The following is an 18,239-nucleotide window of genomic DNA, read 5'->3' on the forward strand; positions in this document are numbered from 1 at the left end:
CCGTGGGAGCGAACTTGTTCGCGAAAGGGCCGGTACAGTCTGAGGAAATGCGTCGTCTTACCCACCGTCTTCGCGAACAATGAGGATCGCCGCCCCGGTCGCTCCTGCGCCCTGCGGGCAGAATCAATGACAGACCGCAGGCACGCCGTTATCGTGCCCACGCTCCGCGTACGGCGCACAGCTTTACAGCGCAAACCCTTCGATGCGCACCAATGCAAGGCAGGAAAAGTCATGCGCCGGACGCCGCCGTAAACGCTGCGCAGCCTTGCGTGCATTGCCAATTCGGGCTTGGAGCGCTGCCGACGCAAGCTGGCACAACCTCTGCATAATCCTCAACAACCCCACCATGAATGTGGTCGGGCCGCCCCGGTTGATCGACGTGGATCGCCAGTCTCGCAGAGACCAGAGGGCTACTCGGGTGCTTCCGGCAACGTGGCTCGATGGCACCCCCGAATACCCAATAAGACAACAGGCAAAGGCGCCTGGAACCGAACGGTTCCGGGCGCTTTTTTTTTGCTTTGAAAAACCTGATTGGCCTCGGCCGGGACTCGCTATGAACACCACAGTCTTCCCCCTCAACGATGTAAAAACCCTGATCGTCGTCGGTAATGGCATGGTCGGGCATCATTGCGTCGAGCAGTTGATCGCAGGCGGCGCACTCGAACGCTATCGCATCCACGTCTTTGGCGAGGAAACACAGCGCGCCTATGACCGCGTGCACCTGTCCGAATACTTCACAGGCCGCGACGCCGAATCGCTGGCCATGAGCGAGATGTCTGTCTACGAACAACCCGGCCTGACGTTGCACCTCGGCGTACCGGTGCTGGAAATCGATCGTGATCGTCACGAAATCATCACCGCCGAAGGCTGCTTCGGTTACGACAAACTGATCCTGGCCACGGGCTCCTACCCGTTCGTACCGCCTATCGAAGGCGCGCGGGGCAATTCCCGGCTGGTCTATCGCACACTCGAGGATCTGGACAGCATTCGCTATGCCGCGTCGAAGGCCCGACGAGGCGTAGTGGTCGGCGGCGGTCTGCTCGGACTCGAAGCGGCCAATGCGCTTAAATCCCTGGGGCTGGAAGCCCATGTCGTCGAGTTCGCGCCGCTTCTCATGCCGGTGCAACTGGACGACCTCGGTGGCGCTGCATTGAAGGCGCGTATCGAAGCGCTGGGCGTCGGCGTGCATTTGTCCCGCGCCACGCAGTCGATCAGCGACGGCAAGCAGTATCGCTATCGGATGAACTTCGCCAACGACGAGTTTCTCGAGACCGACCTGATCGTGTTCTCCGCAGGTATTCGTCCGCAAGACGCCCTGGCCCGTCAGTGTGAGCTGGCGCTCGGCCCACGCGGTGGCATCGCAATCGACGAGCACTGCCGCACCAGCGACGCTGATATCTATGCCATCGGCGAATGCGCAGCCTGGAACGGCAGCGTGTTCGGCCTGGTCGCGCCCGGCTATCAAATGGCCCGCGGCGTGGCAGCACAGTTGTGCGAACAGGATACCGACGCGTTCTTCGGCGCCGACATGTCCACCAAGCTCAAGTTGCTGGGTGTGGATGTCGGCTCCATCGGTGATGCGCACGGTGCGCTGGCCGGGGCCGTCAGTTATCGCTTCATTGATGAAGCCACCGCCAGCTACCGTCGCCTGGTGGTGTCGGCCGATGGCAAGCAGGTACTCGGCGCTGTGCTGGTCGGCGATAACAGCTATTACGACACGCTGCTGCAATATGCGCAGAACGGCATCCCGCTGCCCGCCGATCCATCGAGCCTGATTCTGCCGCGTGGCGAAGGCGCGCCGACGCTGGGCGCCGATGCCCTGCCCGCCACAGCGACCATCTGCTCCTGCCATAACGTCAGCAAAGGCGCCGTGTGCTCGGCCATCGACAATGGGTGCACCGATCTGACCGCAATCAAGTCCTGCACCAAGGCCGCCACCGGCTGCGGCGGTTGCACCGCACTGCTCAAACAGGTTTTCGAGCATGAACTGTTGGCTCGCGGCGTGGCGGTCGATAAAAGCCTGTGTGAACACTTCGCTCATACCCGCCAGGAGTTGTACTCGATGGTCCGCGTCGAAGGCATCGAAACCTTTGACGAGCTGCTGACTCGCCATGGCAAAGGCGCGCATGGCTGCGACATCTGCAAGCCCGCAGTCGGCTCGATCCTGGCGTCGTGCTGGAACCGCCCCATCACCGAGCCTTCGCTGGTGCCTCTGCAGGACACCAACGATACGTTCATGGCCAACATGCAGAAAAACGGCACCTACTCGGTGGTGCCACGTATTCCGGGTGGCGAGATTACCCCTGACGGCCTGATAGCGATTGGCGCGGTGGCGAAAAAATACGACTTGTACACCAAGATCACCGGCGGCCAGCGCATCGACCTGTTCGGCGCGCAACTGCACGAGTTGCCGGATATCTGGAGCGAGCTGATCGAGGCAGGCTTCGAGACCGGCCATGCCTACGGCAAGTCGACCCGTACGGTTAAATCCTGCGTCGGCAGCACCTGGTGCCGCTACGGCGTGCAGGACAGTGTCGCCATGGCGCTGCGCATCGAGGACCGTTACAAGGGCCTGCGCTCGCCGCACAAACTCAAGTTTGCGGTATCCGGCTGCACCCGCGAATGCGCCGAAGCGCAGAGCAAGGACGTCGGCGTGATTGCCACCGAAAACGGCTGGAACCTTTACCTGTGCGGCAACGGCGGCATGCGTCCGCGTCACGCCGAGCTGTTCGCCACCGATCTGGATGATGAAACCCTGGTTCGTTACATCGACCGTTTCCTGATGCTCTACATCCGCACTGCCGACAAGCTGCAGCGTACCTCGGTCTGGCGTGAATCGCTGGAAGGCGGCCTCGACTATCTCAAGGCGGTCATCATCGACGACAGCCTGGGCCTGGCCGCAGAGCTGGAGTCGCAGATGCAACTGGTGGTCGACCGCTACGAATGCGAATGGGCCAACGCCCTCAAGGACCCGGAAAAGCTCAAGCGCTTCCGCACCTTCGTCAACGACGGGCGTGCTGACCCCGACGTGCAGTTCGTCAAGGAACGCGCCCAGCGCCGGCCGGCAAAACCCGAAGAGCTGGTCCTTATCCCGTTGTTCAAGGAGGTGGTGTGATGAACGCGTCTCAGACAATAATCGCCGGCAACAATGCGCCCGCGGCAGCGCAGTTACACTGGCAGCCCCTGTGCGGACGCGCGGATCTGGTTGCCAATTCAGGCGTCGTGGCGTGGCTGGACGGCGCGCAGGTCGCGCTGTTCTACCTGCCCGAAACCGCACAGGGCGAGCAGCTCTTTGCCATCGACAACCGCGATCCCAAATCCGGGGCCAACGTGATCGGGCGTGGTCTGATCGGGCAGATCGCGGGCGAGCTGGTCATCGCCTCGCCGCTGTACAAGCAGCACTTTCGCCTGCACGACGGCAGTTGCATCGAATACCCGGAACAGCGGCTCGACGTCTGGCCGGTGAGGCTCAAGGGTGATCTGGTAGAAATTGCCGTGTAATCGGCAGTGCCGGTCGCAGGCAACCTGGTGGCTGTCGGACCAGGTTGCTGCATGGCATGACGTGCAGCTTATTGAAGCTCGGAGACCAGTGCCTTGTTGAAGCCCTGCGGATCCTCCATCTGCGGGGCATGGCCCTTGCCCTTGAACTCCACCAGCCTGGCGCCTGGAATCATCTGCGTCACCTGCTTGCCCAGTACCTTGTAATTGCCGATCTTTGCCTTGACCTCAGGCGGCGCGATGTCGCTGCCGATGGCAGTGGTATCGGCATCGCCGATCATCAGCACCGTCGGCACCTGCAACCTGGGAAACTCGTAGAACACTGGCTGGGTAAAAATCATGTCGTAGATCAACGCCGAGTTCCAGGCCACGATCTTGTGCCCCGGCCCTTTGTTCAGACCGGCCAGCATGTCGACCCACTTGTCATATTCCGGCTTCCAGCGGCCATCGTAGTAGGTCTTCTGCTCGTAAGCGCGAATACCTTCGGCGGTGGTCTTCAGCTCTCGTTCATACCATTGATCGACGCTGCGGTACGGCACGCCGAGTGCTTTCCAGTCTTCCAGACCGATAGGGTTGACCATCACCAGCTTCTCGGTCTGCTTCGGGTACATCAACGCATAACGCGTGGCCAGCATGCCGCCCGTGGAGTGACCGACTACCGACACCTTGTCGATACCCAGTTTTTCCAGCAGCGCATGGGTATTCATCGACAACTGCTGGAAGCTGTACTGGTAGTGTTCCGGCTTGGTCGAGGTGCAGAAACCGATCTGATCCGGTGCGACAACGCGATAGCCCGCAGCGCTCAGCCCCTTGATGGTGTCTTCCCAGGTCGCAGCGCAAAAATTCTTGCCATGCAGCAGCACCGCCGTGCGGCCATTGGCCTTGCCGCTCGGCGCGACGTCCATGTAACCCATTTCCAGCGTCTGGCCCTGGGACTGGAAACTGAATTTATGCAGCGCGTGAGGGTAAGTAAAACCTTCCAGTTGCTGGCCATAACCGGGCGTTTCAGCCAGTGCTGCGCCTGACAGCGTCAGCGACATCAACATACCGGCAATCTTTGCAGCCCGCATAAGGGGCACCTCCTGTAGCTAGGGATCGGGAATCCAAGGCGGTTTTTACGTTAAACCGCAGGCCTGCCAGTAGACCCTGTTTCCCCTTACAGATTCGCCCTTTTCCTGCCCGAAGAACCGTAAGCAGACGTTTCATCATGCAGAGGCAAAATGCTGGACGCCTTCTGCGTGGACTGCCTAGACTTGGCCGTCCAGGTCTGATGCCAAGGAACAGCAATGAATCGAAATGAACTGCGCAAGGCCGACATCAACCTGATGGTGGTATTCGAAACATTGATGCAGGAGCGTAACGTCACCCGCGCAGCCGAAAAACTGTTTCTCGGCCAACCTACGATAAGCGCTGCCTTGAATCGCCTGCGCAGTCTGCTCAATGATCCACTGTTCATCCGCGTCGGCCATCGCATGGAACCCACCGCGCGCGCTCACGAGATTCTCAAGCACCTGACGCCTGCGCTGGACGCCATGTCCACAGCGCTCAGCCTGACCACCGACTTCGACCCGTCGGTCAGCAAGATGACCTTTCGCATCGGCCTGACCGATGACGTCGAATTCGGCCTGCTGCCGGCGATGCTCAAGGCCATCCGCCAGGAAGCGCCCGGCGTGGTGATCGTGGTCAAGCACGTCGACTACCTGAATATTTCCGAGGTGCTGATGTCCGGCGATATCACCGTTGGCGTCTGCCTGACCCGTGAACTGCCCGCCAATGCCAAGCGCAAGACGCTGCGTAACGTGCAGCCGAGGCTGGTGCGCGCCGACAAGCCTGCCAGCCCCATGAGCCTGGACGAATACTGCTCGCGCCCACATGTTGTGGTGTCGCACGTCGCGAGTGTCAGCAGTTTCGCCGATGAGTGGCTGACCGCGCTGGGGCGCAAGCGTCAGGTGGTGTTGTCGGTGCCGCAGTTCGCCACCCTGCCCGCATTGATGGCCGGCACCGACATGATTTCGGGGCTGTCCGACTATGCGGCAAAGGCCATGAGCGCATTGGGCTTGCTGTATGACGAGCCACTGCCCTTCCCCACACCGGGGCTGGACCTGTCGATGACGTGGCTGAGTGTGATGGACAGCGACCCTGCCGAGCGTTGGCTACGCAGCAGGATCGAGGAGTTCATGGGCGAGCGCCAGGAAGCGCCCGCCCTGGCCGGATGATCAGCCGAAACGACCAGTGATGTAATCTTCGGTCTGGGTCTTGGAGGGCTTGGTGAAGATGGTATCGGTGTCGCCGTGCTCGATCAGTTCACCCATGAACATGAAGGCGGTGTAGTCGGAGCAACGCGCCGCCTGCTGCATGTTGTGAGTCACGATGATCACGGTGAACTGCTCTTTAAGCTCGGTGATCAGCTGTTCGATACGACCAGTCGAGATCGGATCGAGCGCGGAGGTCGGCTCGTCAAGCAGCAATACCTGAGGACGCAGCGCGATGGTACGGGCGATGCACAGACGCTGCTGCTGACCGCCGGACAGACCGGTCGCGCTCTGCTTGAGCTTGTCCTTGACCTCGTCCCACAAGGCCGCGCCACGCAGGGCCTGCTCGACGCGATCTTCCATTTCCCGACGCGATAGTTTTTCGTGATGTTTGATGGCGTAGGAAATGTTGTCGTAGATCGACATCGGGAACGGCACCGGCTTCTGGAACACCATGCCCACATGACTGCGCAGGCGGTTCATCGAATAACCTGGGGCCAGGATGTTTTCGCCATTGAGCAGCACTTCACCACGCGCTTCCTGCTTCGGGTACATCGCGTAGATGCGGTTGAAGACGCGCAGCAGGGTCGATTTACCGCAACCCGACGGGCCGATGATCGCCGTGATGCGCTTCTCGGGGATGGTCATGTCGATGGACTTCAACGACTTCTGGTTGTTGTAGAAAAACTCCAGACCGCGCACTTGGATCTTGGTTTTTTCGTTGGCCAGGGAAAGGTTGTTCATCAGGACGCCCTATTGCGCAGAAGAATTAAGCGAGACAGCAGACTCAGTATCAGTACGAACAACGTCATGACCAGCGCACCGGCCCATGCCAGGGAGTGCCAGTCATCGAACGGGCTCATGGCGTACTGGAAAACCACCACCGGAACACTGGCGATGGGTTTGAGCAGATCGCTGCTCCAGAACTGGTTGCCGAAAGCGGTGAACAGCAGCGGCGCGGTTTCGCCGGTGATGCGTGCCAATGCGAGCAATACGCCGGTTACCACACCAGCCTTGGCCGCGCGAAGGACGATTTGCAGGGTCAGCTTCCATTGCGGCACACCCAGCGCCAGCGCAGCTTCACGCATGGTCGAGGGTTGCAGTTGCATCATTTCGTCAGTGGTACGCACCACCACAGGGATCACCAGCAATGCCAGCGCCAGCGCACCGGCAATCGCTGAAAAGCCCACCTGATGGCCTGTCACCGCGTTGAGTGGCAGTACCACGACGGTGTAGACGAACAGACCGAGCACAATCGAAGGTGCCGACAGCAGGATGTCGTTGATGAAGCGCACGGCGTTGCCCAGTTTGGTGTAGCGGGCAAACTCGGCCAGCCAGATGCCGGCCATCAGGCCGATCGGCGTACCGATCAGCAGGCCGATGCCGGACATCAGCACGCTGCCGTAGAACGCGTTGGCCAGTCCACCCTCGGTACCAGGCGGCGGAGTCATGCCGGTGAACAGTTGCAGGTTGAGCGCGTCGATGCCCTTGATGATAGTGGTCAGCAGAATCCACACCAGCCACAGCAGGCCGAAGGCAGTGGCACCACAGCTGAGCACCATCGCAATCTTGTTCTTGATGCTGCGAACCCGATACAGGTGCTCGCTGCCGGTCACATCCTTACTCATAACCCCTCCTTACGCGAAAGGCGCGACAGCATCAGGCGTGCAAGGGCCAGCACGATGAAGGTGACGACGAACAACAGGAAGCCAAGGGCGATCAGTGCCGAACGGTGCAAGTCGGTGTAGGCCTCGTTGAACTCGTTGGCGATCACCGAAGCGATCGAACTGCTCGGCATCATCAGCGAAGCCGAGAACTGATGCGCGTTGCCCAGTACGAAGGTTACCGCCATGGTTTCGCCGAGCGCGCGCCCCAGCCCCAGAAACACACCGCCGACCACGGCCGAACGGGTGTACGGCAGCACGATATCCCAGACCACTTCCCAGGTTGTACCGCCCAGTGCATAGGCCGACTCTTTGAGGGCCACGGGCACGGTGCGGAAGACTTCCTGCATCACCGAGGTTATGAACGGCGTGATCATGATCGCCAGTACGATACCGGCGGTCAGCATGCCGATACCCAACGGCGGCCCTTGGAACATCGGACCGATCAGCGGCAGTGCGCCAAGGTTTTCGGTGATCCACGGCGACAGGTGTTCAGCCATGAACGGGCCGAAGACGAACAACCCCCACATGCCGTAGATGATCGAAGGGATACCGGCCAGCAGCTCGATGGCCGAGGCGATCGGCATGCGCAACCAGGGCGGCGCCACTTCGGTAAGAAAGATTGCAATGCCGAAACTCACCGGTACGGCGATCAGCAAAGCCAGAAAAGAGGTCACCAGGGTGCCGTAGATCGGAACCAGAGCGCCAAACTTGCCGGCGTTCACGTCCCACTCGGTACTGGTCAGAAAGCCAAACCCGAAAGTCTGGAATGCCAGACTGCCGCCCCACAGGGTCGACAAGGCAATACAACCCAGCAAAGCAAGCACCAGCATCGCTGCAGCCTGCAATGAACGCTTGAACCACAGGTCATGACGATGATCCCGTTTGGCGCGCTTCTCGCCCTCGGACTCACCAGCGGAGACGTTAGCGGACAGGTATTGGGTGTTTTCAGTCATGTTGAGGCCACTCGCAAGGAAAAGCCCCTGTCACCGAGCCGATATCGCGGCTGATGACAGGGGTGGTACGGGTTGAATCACTTACTTGGTGAATTCCGTTTTCCAGTAGCTTTCCACGCGATCAACCAGCGATTTCGGCAACGCTACATATTCCAGTTTCTCGGCCTGCTTCTGGCCGTTTTCCAGGGACCACTTGAAGAAGTCGAAAGCAGCCGTGCTTTTCTCTTCGTTCTTGGCTTTCTTGTACATGATGATCCAGGTGGTCGCGGTGATCGGCCATGCAGCCTCACCCGGCGCGTTGGTCATGATCAGGTTGAAGTCTTTGGCGCTTGCCCAGTCGGCAGTGTCGGCGGCGGCAGCAAATGCCTTGGCGTCAGGCTTGATGAATTTGCCGGCAGCGTTTTTCAACTGGGTGTAGGACAGTTTGTTGGTGGTTGCGTAGGAGTACTCGACGTAGCCGATCGAACCCTTGATCTGCTTCACGTAGGCCGAAACACCTTCGTTACCCTTGCCGCCCACCCCTGCTGGCCACTGCACGGTCGAACCGAACTTCAGCTTCTCGTTCCACTCCGGGCTGACTTTGCTCAGGTAGTTGGTGAAGTTGTACGTGGTGCCCGAACCGTCCGAACGGTGAACGACGGTGATTGCGGTATCAGGCAGTTTGACGCCCGAGTTCAGCGCAGTGATTGCCGGGTCGTTCCACTTCTTGATGTCGCCCATGAAGATCTTGGCGATGGTTGGACCGTCCAGCTTCAGCTCGCCGCTTTCGACGCCTTCGACGTTGACGATCGGCACGATACCGCCGATCACGCTTGGGAACTGACCCAGGCCGCCGGCCTGCAGATCTTCTGCAGACATCGGGGCGTCGGATGCACCGAAGTCAACGGTCGCAGCCTTGATCTGGGCAATACCACCACCCGAACCGATGGACTGATAGTTGATACGGTTATCCTTGCTCTTGCTGTAGTCCTGGGACCACGCCGAAATAACCGGGTAGACGAAACTCGAACCAGCGCCTGTTACATCAGTCGCGTGAGCCACACCGCTAAGGCACAGCGATGCGATCAGAAGCGACAAGCGTTTTTTAGTCAGCAGAATCACGGTAATACCTCAGTCCAGGAGATTGTGTGGTGGTCCACTTAAGGAGGCCCGAGGCGGATTTAAAACCTCAAATGTTGCTGTTTAATGACAATCCAACGAATCGTGTCGTTAGGGGAACTTTTTTGTAAGTGATTTCCTACGTCGCCAGCTAAGAAAACCCCTTCCAAACCCAATGTTTACGGGACATTTTCGACCCGCAAACCCAAATAGCCTTCTGCCACCACTCATCAGGTAGCGGAATGCCCGCTTCGTTATAAAAATGTAAGAAAGTGTGATTTTAAGAAGCTTTGTAAATGACCGAGCGGTCACGTTATAGCTAAATCAACTTAAAACTTCGCTGTCGACGGCGTTAAGAGGGGCGTGAATGACCGAAAAGAGCGCGTGATGACTCTCACGGCGGATAGCAACGGCGTAAGCCTTGATGCATCGAACACATCTACCGTTCGTCGGGTTCGACGGCACCTATGGCCACTGGCCAATGACCAACGTGAGTACTTTAAAACAACGGAGTAATCATCATGATCAAGACCAAACTGACTGCCCTGACTCTTGCTGGCCTGATGGCTGTAGCTTCGGGTGCCGCCTTTGCCGAGTCGACCACCACCCCTGAAACCCCGATCAACAAGAATGCGACCAAACTGCCGGGCACCAATACCCAGCCGATGGACCGCACCTCGTCCGAGACTCCAGGCGCGCAAGCTGAAAGCAAGGAAGCGGCAGCCGAGCGTTCGATGAAGCACGACAACAAGACGACACACGGTACGCACGACAAGAGCACCACCACTGAAAAGACCAAGACTCAGTAATCAGGCGTCTTACGCGGGTAGGACTATGCCCTGCCCGCGGGTCTACCCTTCTCGCGGTACAGTTTCAGTCAACGTACTGTTTCGATCAAAGTACTCACGGAGTTTGCACCATGATCAGGAATAGATTGGGGGCGATAAGCCTGGCGACATTTTTGGCCCTGTCGGCGACCAGTGCGCTTGCAGGTTCGACCGGACCGACCAACCCGGTCAGCGACGGTCCGAAAGTCCCGGGCACCGGAACGGAAAAGAACGTCGACGGCACCAGCCCCGGCGCGCCAGGCACAAGCCCCGGCACCAAAGGCATGGACCCCTTGCCGGGAAAGAACGGCAGCGCGGACGACAAGCCTCATGATTCGAAACAGCCCCATGATGCGGATCATCAGGACACTCAGGACGGGCACAAGGCCCCTTGATGACCTGACAGGTCGCTACTGACGCAGGCACTGTCGTCAGTCGCCCATTGCACGTAACACACCTCCACCGGCATGCCATGCTCGGCACAGAAGTCCAGCCAGCGCAGTTGGTTGTCCTGGAGGCGGTCACCCGGCCCCTTGACCTCGATCATTCGATAACGACGCTGCTCCGGAAAAAACTGGATCAGGTCGGGCATCCCGGTCCGGTTGGCTTTTATGTCCTGCAACAGCCGACGAAACCAGCGAAGCAAGTGCTCTGCCGGCAGGCAATGAAGCGCCTGTTCCAGAAGCTCCGGCGTCAGCGCTCCCCAGAATACAAAGGGTGATTGCAGACCGTATTTGCTCTCAAAATGCTCACGAATGGTCGTCAGGTATTCATCAGACTCCAGTTGCGTCAGACAGGCATCGAACAACGATGCTCTGCGCTGATAAAAGTCAGGGCTGTACAGGTCACTCGGCGCACTGTGAAACGGATGAAAGAATGCACCCGGCAACGGGGCGAAAATGGCTCGCCAGCACAGCAGCCCGAACAGTGAATTGATCAGCGCATTCTCGACGTAATGCACCTCCCCGCCCTGCTCTTCTTCGAGGTGCAGGCGTATCAAACGCTCGACACTCATGCCCGACACTGGCGTGACCTGCACGTCCAGCCGCGCAATGGCCCGCACCGTGCGCTTGCGCGCGGCAGTCAGACCGAGCTTGCGTTGCAGGCGTGGCAAGACGCGTGACAGGTGCTGGACCTCAGCATCACTTTCCGGAGCGAGACGGGCCTGCTCCGCCAGCGCCAGCGCCGCTGCGTACTCAGCGTTGCGCTCCAGCACGCGGATCTGCCTTGAACGCGCGCCGGGGTAACTCGACTGACGATACACCGCCATCGCCAGAGGCCAGTCCTGCATGCGCTCGGCCTGTTGCCCGATACGAAACAGCAGTTTGCCACGACGCATGAGCAACCATGGGTTGCCGCATTCGATGGCAATGACCCGCTCGGCCAGCGCATGCAGTTCCAGGCAGGTTTCCAGCGCTTCACGACAGGCATGCAATTGCAGACACACATCGATATCCGCACGCTCGTTGATGCCACGCGACTCCAGCGAAAACTCGACTTTTTCGTAGCGGTAGATACCCAGGTCAGCCAGCACGAATTCAGACCATTCCTGGTACAGATTGCCGAAGTACAGCAAGCGCAGGCGATCACACAGCGGCATGATCTTCAGGCCGAACACGGCGTCGGGCAACGTCGGATGCCATTGTTCGAGGGACTGCGGCGACAGGTACATGGGCTGCAGGCGCTCGAACCAATCCTGCTTGCGCTCAGGGCCCTTGACCGCGTGGTCCTTGAAGCAGTGGCTCAACTCATCCCGACGTAGCAGCTGGAACAACTCGCTCAGGCCCAGTGGCGGAGCGGTGTCGACCCACTCCCGCGCCAGCAGCGGCAATACGGCGTCGTGAGGGTCGCCAATCTCGACATAACCGAGTTTGCTGGCCCGAAACAACACACCCTTGCGCATCACCATGCGCACCAGCAACCCCTGGGCGGGCACCGGCAGCTCGGCAAACTCGCTGATGAAGCGGCGCTCGGTTGCATCGAGCAGGTCATCGTAGCGCCGGGCAATCCAGTCAAGGACCTGACGGAAGTTTTCCAGGTAGTAAAACGGATTGTCGAGGGGCGAAGTATTCAAGGCCAGCGTTCACATGACAAATGAGCAGACTGAACAAGGATACTGGTTATCCGTACAGATTCCAGTGCAAACGCCTGCTGATCGTGTTCGACCGATCAATGGCATGTATCGCGGGCAGACGGTCGGCCTTAGAATCGGCGCGACAACATCTGCAGCCGAGAGACGAATATGCACGCGCCACTGGTTTATCTCGCAGGCTTCGACGTGTTCAGGACCGATGCCGTGGAACATGGACGCTATCTGAAGGCTCTGTGCGCCGCACACGGACTTGAGGGTCTGTACCCGTTTGACAATGAGGTCACGCACGGACGAACAGCGCATGAAACCGCACAGCAGATTTACTCGATGAATGTCGCGATGATCCACCGCTGCTCAGCGATGCTGGTCAACCTCAACGTGTTCCGTGGCCTGGAGCCGGATTCGGGCACGGCCTTCGAAGTCGGTATGGCGGTCGCACTGAACAAGCCAGTGTGGGCGTACTTTGAACCGGTGGCGTCGCTGCGCGAACTGGTTCCCCACGATGAAAACGGTCTCGACGCCAATGGGTTTACGGTTGAAGACTTCGACCTGCCGCGCAACCTGATGCTCGCCTGCAGCTGGGCGGGCACCAGCTCAACCGTGGAGCTGGGTGCAGAGGCGCTGGCAAAGTACCTGAGTGGCTTTCAGGCCCTGCCCACAAGCGGCTGACCGGGGCGGTCAGCTCCACCCCAGAAAGTCCCCGCCGTTATCGCGCAGCATCTGCAACATGCCTTCTGCTGCGGGTGACAGGTAACCGCCCTTGCGCAACGTCACACCAATGGTGCGTTTGAGGGTGGTTTGCTCCAGCGGCACTTCACGCAGGTGCTGCATGGTCTTGCCGAACTCCAGCGACTCGCGGGCAATGAAGCTCAACAGGTTGCTGCGGGCAATCAGCCCCGGCAACAGCGAGATCGAGTTCGCTTCGATCTGCACCGTCGGCAGCGGCAGGCCATGAGCAGCGAAGGTTGCGTCCAGCCATTTGCGCGATGAAACACTCACAGGCGGCAGTACCCAGCGATACGCGCACAGGTCACTCATTTTCAACGACGGCTTGAAGATCGGATGATTTTTGCTGGCGACCACCACGGCTTCGTCCCTGAGTATGGCAAAGCTGGTGACGTCTTCACTGTCGGGCGCCAGCGCGCAAATGATCATGTCCAGTTGACCGGAGCGCAATGATTCGCGCAGCAGGTCATCCTGACCTATCACCAGTTTCAAGGTGACGTCCGGGGTGCGCTGCAACAAGGCGGACGTCAGTTTCGGCATCAAATATTCCGCCATCGTCGCGGCGCAGCCGACCCGAATGTTGCCCACCATGCCACTGGCGAAATCCCGCACCTCGCGCTGGGTCTGGGCAATGCTTTGCTGCAACTCCTTGCCGCGCGCCTGCAGCAACTCGCCCACGGGCGTCAGCTTGATCCTTCGGCCGTCACGTTGAAACAGTCGCGTTCCGAATGACTCCTCGAGGCGCTGAATGCTCTTGGTCAGCGCTGGCTGGCTGCGATTTAGCTTCTCCGCAGCACGTCCGAGATGCCCCAGCTCGGCAATGGTTTCGAAATAGGTGAGATCGCGCAGGTCCATATCTATCAACTAAAGTTATCAATTCATGATTATTAGAAAATAGACTTGATGGGTTGGGAAGTCGATACTGTGTGCATGTGATTCACCCCAATCAAGGAGAACGTCCTTGTCAAACGCTTCACGCTTTTCGCTTTCCTCCCTTTCCCCGCTGACTCAATGGGCGGGTCTGATCCTGATGGCCGGCATTGCCGGGCAACTGCTCAAACTGTTCGATATGCCTGCTGCGATGTTCCTCGGGCCGATGCTGGTCGCCATAGGCTTTGGCGTATCAGGTGCCAGCATCCGCATGCCCAAGCGGGCCTTTCAACTCGGTCAGGGCACGGTCGGCGTGCTGATCGCGCATGCCATGTCGGTCAGTGTGCTGCTCACCGCCCTTCATTCATGGCATGTCATGCTCCTGGCGACCATCCTCACGGTGGTGCTGAGCGCGGCAGTTGGACTGGTGCTGGTGCGCTTTGCCGGCATTCCGAGCAACACGGCAGCCTGGGGCACGTCACCGGGCGCGGCCTCGGCGATGGTCGCGATGTCCGAAGATTACGGTGCCGACTCACGCATTGTCGCCACCATGCAATATGTGCGCGTGGTCTGCGTGGTCACCATCGGCGCGCTGGTCAGCCATTTCATCGGCACCCCGGATTCCGCTGCGGCCCTGCACAGCAGTGCGGCGGTCTTGCCCAGCCTTGACCTTGTCGATCTGGCGCTGAGCCTGGCGGTGATTGCCGCAGGCGTGGCACTCGGCTCGCGTCTCCCGGCAGGTGCCCTGCTGGTGCCGCTGATGCTCGGCGGCGCGCTGCAACTGAGTGGCGTGATGCAGATCAGCGTTCCAGCCTGGTTGCTGCCCATCGCTTACGGTGCCATCGGCTGCTACGTCGGCCTGCGTTTCGACCGGCCAACGGTGCAATACGTCTGGAGACGACTGCCGATGATGATTCTGGCCTCACTGCTGTTGATCGTGCTCTGTGCTGTGTCGGCCTGGCTGATTGCGGTGATGATGGGCAAGGATTTTCTCTCGGTATACCTGGCGACCAGCCCGGGCGGCCTGGACACCATGGCCATTATTGCCATCGATACGCATGCCGACGTCGGCTTCGTGCTGGCGATGCAGACCTTGCGCCTGTTCGGCGTGATCCTGACCGGAAGCTTCCTGGCCAGGCAGATCATCCGCCTGACCGACAAACGCATCCCTGCGCTTTGACTTCCGATCTCAAGCTCAACGGACGCTAGCCGTTCATTCCAGCCCCGCCAGGGCGCTGGCCAGGCTAGGTGCCAGCGGCAACACCGGCAATAACGTGGCCTGATAGGCGTGATAAAGGTCCGGCTTGCCGGGCCATATGTCTGCGCTGGGCTCGTTGCGCTCGTTCAGCTCATGGCGCCAACTGCCATGTTCGTGATCGATGAACAGTGTCTCGTTGAACTCCCAGAAACAGCGATACCAGTCTTCATACTGCTGCTCGCCGGTACGTTGCAGCAATGCCGCAGCAGCAGCGGCCGCTTCGCAGTGAGTCCAGTGCAGACGATGACGGACTACCGGCTGGTTCTGCCAGTCGAGGGTGTAAACGATGCCCGGGGCACCGTCGACATCCCAACCGTACCGGCAGGCATTGGCAAACAGTTGGCGGGCGTCGTCCAGCAACCATTCAGGGTTGGCGCGTCCGGCCTGACGGCGTGCAGCCTCCAGATGCAACACCAGCCGAGCCCACTCGAAAGCATGCCCCGGCGTGGTGCCGAAGGGCCGGAAACCGTCCGCCGGATTTTCCCGGTTGTAATCGGCCAGCGGCTGCCAGTCCTGGGTGAAATGCTCGACGACCTGAAAATTGTTGGCACCGGCATGCTCGTGGATAACCCGCTCGACGATGCTCAGCGCCCGGTCGAGCCACTGCGCGTCGCCGGTCACATCAGCGAGCGCGAGAAAAGCTTCGGTGCTGTGCATGTTGCTGTTGGCACCGCGGTAGGTCTCTTCATTGCTCCAGTCCCGCGCGAACGACTCACGCATGGCGCCCTCCTGCTCGCTCCAGAAATGCGTCTGGATGATCTGGATGACGTCGGACAGCAATGCCTGCGCCCCAGGCCGCCCCGCCACCACGGCGGAACTGGCCGCCAGGGCAACGAACGCATGCAGATAAGCCTGTTTGTCGGTCTTGCCGCCGTCTTCGAGCGCGGCGCTGAACCAGCCGCCATGTTCGGCATCGTGCAACGGGCCTTGCAACGCGGCGATACCGTGATCGACCAGCGCAGCACAACCGGGAATGCCCTGCGCATGGGCCATGGCAAAACAGTGGGTCATGCGCGCAGTGTTCATGGTTCCTGCGGTGGCACCGACCATCAGCCGACCGTAGTCATCAAGACTGCCAAAGCCGTTGTCCAGTCTGGAGGCCTTGGCGAAGGTCAACAGACGATTGCCTTCCAGGGCCAGCCACTGGTGATGGGCTGGCGAGCGCAGCCAACTGCTGAAGGTTTGATTATTGTTATTCATGAAGCGATGCCGCCCCCTTCGATAAGGTTGTGCCCAGACTGTACCGGAGGTCATTTCGACCGAGGGCATAATGCGCGTCCGGTCGATCGTCGGCAAGCGGACACAACCTGTATCAATGTAGGGTTTTACACCTTGAAGCGTGAGACCACCTGATTCAGGTCAGCGGCCAGACGCGACAATTCATGGCTCGACGCACTGATCTGGTTGGCGCCCTGAGTCGACTGCATGGACAGATCGCGAATGTTGACGATGTTTCGATCAACTTCACGCGACACTTGCGCCTGCTCTTCAGCCGCGCTGGCAATCACCAGATTGCGCTCGGAGATCTGGTTGATCGACGAGGTGATTTCACTCAAGGACTCACCCGCGCCCTTGGCCAGTGCCAACGTCGAGTCGGCCCGATCACGGCTGGTGTTCATCGAGTCGAGTGCCTGCGCCGAACCGCTGCGCATGGCGCTGACCATCGAATCGATTTCCAGGGTCGACTGCTGGGTGCGATGCGCCAATGCCCGGACTTCGTCCGCCACCACCGCGAAACCGCGGCCCGACTCGCCTGCCCGTGCCGCCTCGATGGCGGCGTTGAGTGCCAACAGGTTAGTCTGCTCGGCAATCGAGCGGATCACGTCCAGCACTTTGCCGATGTCCTGCGACTGATTGGCAAGGTTTTGCACCAGCGTCGAGGTGGCCTGCACGTTGTCGGTCAGCGTCTGGATCGACTGTACCGTCTCGATCACCCGCGTCTGGCCCGCCAGCGCCGAGGTGCTGGACTGGTTTGAGGCGTCCGATGTGGACACGGCATTACGCGCAACTTCTTCTACTGCCGAGGTCATTTCGTTGATCGCCGTGGCGGCCTGATCGATCTCCGCATTCTGTTGGTTCAGCCCGCGGTAGCTGTCTTCGGTGACCGAGTTGAGCTCGGTGGCGGCCGATGCCAGTTGCGTGGCCGAACTGCCGATGTGGCGCATCGCTTCACGCAGATTGATCTGCATCGTCGCCAGGGCACGCAACAGCCGGGTGACTTCGTCTTCGCCATCGACCTCGATGGTGTGGGTCAGGTCGCCGTTGGCAACCTGCTCGGCGGCGGTGACCGCGCGCTGCAGAGGACCGACGATGCTGCGGGTCAGCCAGAGTGCCAGGCCGATGGTGCACAGCGCGGCAATCACCACGAAGATAATGACGATGTCGCGCGACTTACCGTACTGGGCTTCGGCGGACTTGCCTTCCGCATCGACCCTGGTGACATAAAAGTCGGCCAGATCACCGAGTTGCTTGCCGGAACCGTCGACGATCTGCTTCATGTCGACCAGCAGCAGCTTGTTCAGTCCGACGCTATCGCCCTGGCCAGCCAGTACAAATGAGCGGTCCAGCGCACTGCGGTATTGGCCCATGGTCACCATGAACTGGTCGGTCAGCGACTTCTCTTCCGGGGTGTCGACAAAGGTCTTGAGAATGGTCAGCTTCTTGTCCAGATCGCCCAGACGTACGTCCAGCTGACCACGGTAGGTCGGAATGCTCGCAGGATCGGTGTCCAGCGCCATGCGCAGGGAAATGGTCCGAATGCGCAGCATGATCTCGCGGATATCGTTGACCACTCGCATGCTGGGCAGCCAGTTGGTCTCCACCGCCACTTCACTCTGGCGAATGGTCGACATCTGCGCCAGCGCAAACCACCCCAGCAATGCCACCAACAGGGAAATGAGAGTAAAACCCAGACCGGCACGACGAGCGATAGTGAGTTTGCGTAGATTCATGACCAGAGCTCTTTATATTTTTTTGGAGGACGTTGTCCGACTCGAAG

The 18,239-nt window shown here is 59.8% G+C and carries 16 protein-coding genes and 1 pseudogene; 7 read left to right on the forward strand and 10 right to left on the reverse strand.

Going from position 1 to position 18,239, the window contains the following annotated elements; genetic code table 11:
- The first annotated feature begins 553 nt into the window (after positions 1-553).
- Positions 554-3,115, forward strand: a complete 2,562-nt coding sequence (gene nirB / locus BT119_RS14510) for a nitrite reductase large subunit NirB (RefSeq protein WP_072366170.1) — start codon at positions 554-556, stop codon at positions 3,113-3,115.
- Complete coding sequence (gene nirD / locus BT119_RS14515) at positions 3,115-3,501, forward strand: nitrite reductase small subunit NirD (protein WP_003435908.1); 387 nt, start codon at positions 3,115-3,117, stop codon at positions 3,499-3,501. The genes nirB and nirD overlap by 1 nt, the downstream gene beginning before the upstream one ends.
- Positions 3,502-3,569: 68 nt before the next feature.
- Here nirD and BT119_RS14520 read toward each other — a convergent pair whose 3' ends face one another.
- Entirely contained in the window at positions 3,570-4,568 is a 999-nt protein-coding gene (locus BT119_RS14520) for an alpha/beta fold hydrolase (protein WP_003371948.1), read from the reverse strand.
- A 216-nt stretch (positions 4,569-4,784) separates the two neighbouring features.
- On the opposite strand from BT119_RS14520, the gene BT119_RS14525 reads away from it, so the two are divergent.
- Complete coding sequence (locus tag BT119_RS14525; protein ID WP_003371946.1) at positions 4,785-5,714, forward strand: LysR family transcriptional regulator; 930 nt, start codon at positions 4,785-4,787, stop codon at positions 5,712-5,714.
- Here BT119_RS14525 and pstB read toward each other — a convergent pair whose 3' ends face one another.
- The 4 genes from pstB to pstS all read right to left on the reverse strand — a co-directional run bounded on the left by pstB (position 5,715) and on the right by pstS (position 9,471).
- Positions 5,715-6,494: a phosphate ABC transporter ATP-binding protein PstB gene (pstB, locus tag BT119_RS14530; protein ID WP_002553918.1), complete on the reverse strand. Its 780-nt coding sequence runs from the start codon at positions 6,492-6,494 to the stop codon at positions 5,715-5,717. It lies immediately after the preceding gene.
- Positions 6,494-7,378: a phosphate ABC transporter permease PstA gene (pstA, locus tag BT119_RS14535; protein ID WP_003435912.1), complete on the reverse strand. Its 885-nt coding sequence runs from the start codon at positions 7,376-7,378 to the stop codon at positions 6,494-6,496. Before pstA ends, pstB begins: the two co-directional genes overlap by 1 nt.
- Positions 7,375-8,370 carry a phosphate ABC transporter permease subunit PstC gene (gene pstC / locus BT119_RS14540; RefSeq protein WP_003371940.1) on the reverse strand — a complete coding sequence of 332 codons (996 nt, stop codon included), beginning with the start codon at positions 8,368-8,370 and terminating at the stop codon, positions 7,375-7,377. Before pstC ends, pstA begins: the two co-directional genes overlap by 4 nt.
- Before the next feature lie 81 nt (positions 8,371-8,451).
- Positions 8,452-9,471 (reverse strand): phosphate ABC transporter substrate-binding protein PstS, encoded by a 1,020-nt coding sequence (pstS, locus tag BT119_RS14545; protein WP_003371938.1) that lies wholly within the window; start codon positions 9,469-9,471, stop codon positions 8,452-8,454.
- Positions 9,472-9,989: 518 nt separating this feature from the next.
- On the opposite strand from pstS, the gene BT119_RS14550 reads away from it, so the two are divergent.
- Positions 9,990-10,277: a hypothetical protein gene (locus tag BT119_RS14550; protein WP_003371935.1), complete on the forward strand. Its 288-nt coding sequence runs from the start codon at positions 9,990-9,992 to the stop codon at positions 10,275-10,277.
- 110 nt (positions 10,278-10,387) lie between these two features.
- Positions 10,388-10,690, forward strand: a complete 303-nt coding sequence (locus BT119_RS14555; RefSeq protein ID WP_072366171.1) for a hypothetical protein — start codon at positions 10,388-10,390, stop codon at positions 10,688-10,690.
- On the opposite strand, the gene BT119_RS14560 is transcribed toward BT119_RS14555, so the two are convergent.
- Positions 10,666-12,369 carry a VRR-NUC domain-containing protein gene (locus BT119_RS14560; RefSeq protein WP_072366172.1) on the reverse strand — a complete coding sequence of 568 codons (1,704 nt, stop codon included), beginning with the start codon at positions 12,367-12,369 and terminating at the stop codon, positions 10,666-10,668. The two genes, BT119_RS14555 and BT119_RS14560, sit on opposite strands and share 25 nt — an antisense overlap.
- A gap of 168 nt (positions 12,370-12,537) precedes the next feature.
- Between BT119_RS14560 and BT119_RS14565 the strand changes: the two genes are divergently transcribed.
- Positions 12,538-13,056, forward strand: a complete 519-nt coding sequence (locus BT119_RS14565) for a nucleoside 2-deoxyribosyltransferase (RefSeq protein ID WP_003371929.1) — start codon at positions 12,538-12,540, stop codon at positions 13,054-13,056.
- A gap of 9 nt (positions 13,057-13,065) precedes the next feature.
- On the opposite strand, the gene BT119_RS14570 is transcribed toward BT119_RS14565, so the two are convergent.
- Entirely contained in the window at positions 13,066-13,968 is a 903-nt protein-coding gene (locus BT119_RS14570) for a LysR family transcriptional regulator (RefSeq protein WP_003371927.1), read from the reverse strand.
- A 106-nt stretch (positions 13,969-14,074) separates the two neighbouring features.
- Here BT119_RS14570 and BT119_RS14575 point away from each other — a divergent pair, with 106 nt between their 5' ends.
- Entirely contained in the window at positions 14,075-15,163 is a 1,089-nt protein-coding gene (locus BT119_RS14575) for an AbrB family transcriptional regulator (RefSeq protein ID WP_072366173.1), read from the forward strand.
- A gap of 33 nt (positions 15,164-15,196) precedes the next feature.
- On the opposite strand, the gene BT119_RS14580 is transcribed toward BT119_RS14575, so the two are convergent.
- From BT119_RS14580 to BT119_RS27880, 3 genes and pseudogenes are all read right to left on the reverse strand, one after another.
- Positions 15,197-16,441 (reverse strand): D-mannose isomerase, encoded by a 1,245-nt coding sequence (locus BT119_RS14580; RefSeq protein WP_003371923.1) that lies wholly within the window; start codon positions 16,439-16,441, stop codon positions 15,197-15,199.
- Positions 16,442-16,566: 125 nt separating this feature from the next.
- Positions 16,567-17,430 carry a methyl-accepting chemotaxis protein gene (locus tag BT119_RS27875; protein WP_371857177.1) on the reverse strand — a complete coding sequence of 288 codons (864 nt, stop codon included), beginning with the start codon at positions 17,428-17,430 and terminating at the stop codon, positions 16,567-16,569.
- A pseudogene (locus tag BT119_RS27880) lies at positions 17,422-18,192 on the reverse strand (HAMP domain-containing protein); the annotation flags it as partial. The pseudogene BT119_RS27880 and the gene BT119_RS27875, both read right to left, overlap by 9 nt.
- Positions 18,193-18,239: the final 47 nt, after the last annotated feature.

Origin of the sequence: Pseudomonas sp. NFACC10-1 (assembly GCF_900119195.1) — a bacterium.
GTDB classification, from domain to species: Bacteria; Pseudomonadota; Gammaproteobacteria; order Pseudomonadales; family Pseudomonadaceae; genus Aquipseudomonas; species Aquipseudomonas cerasi.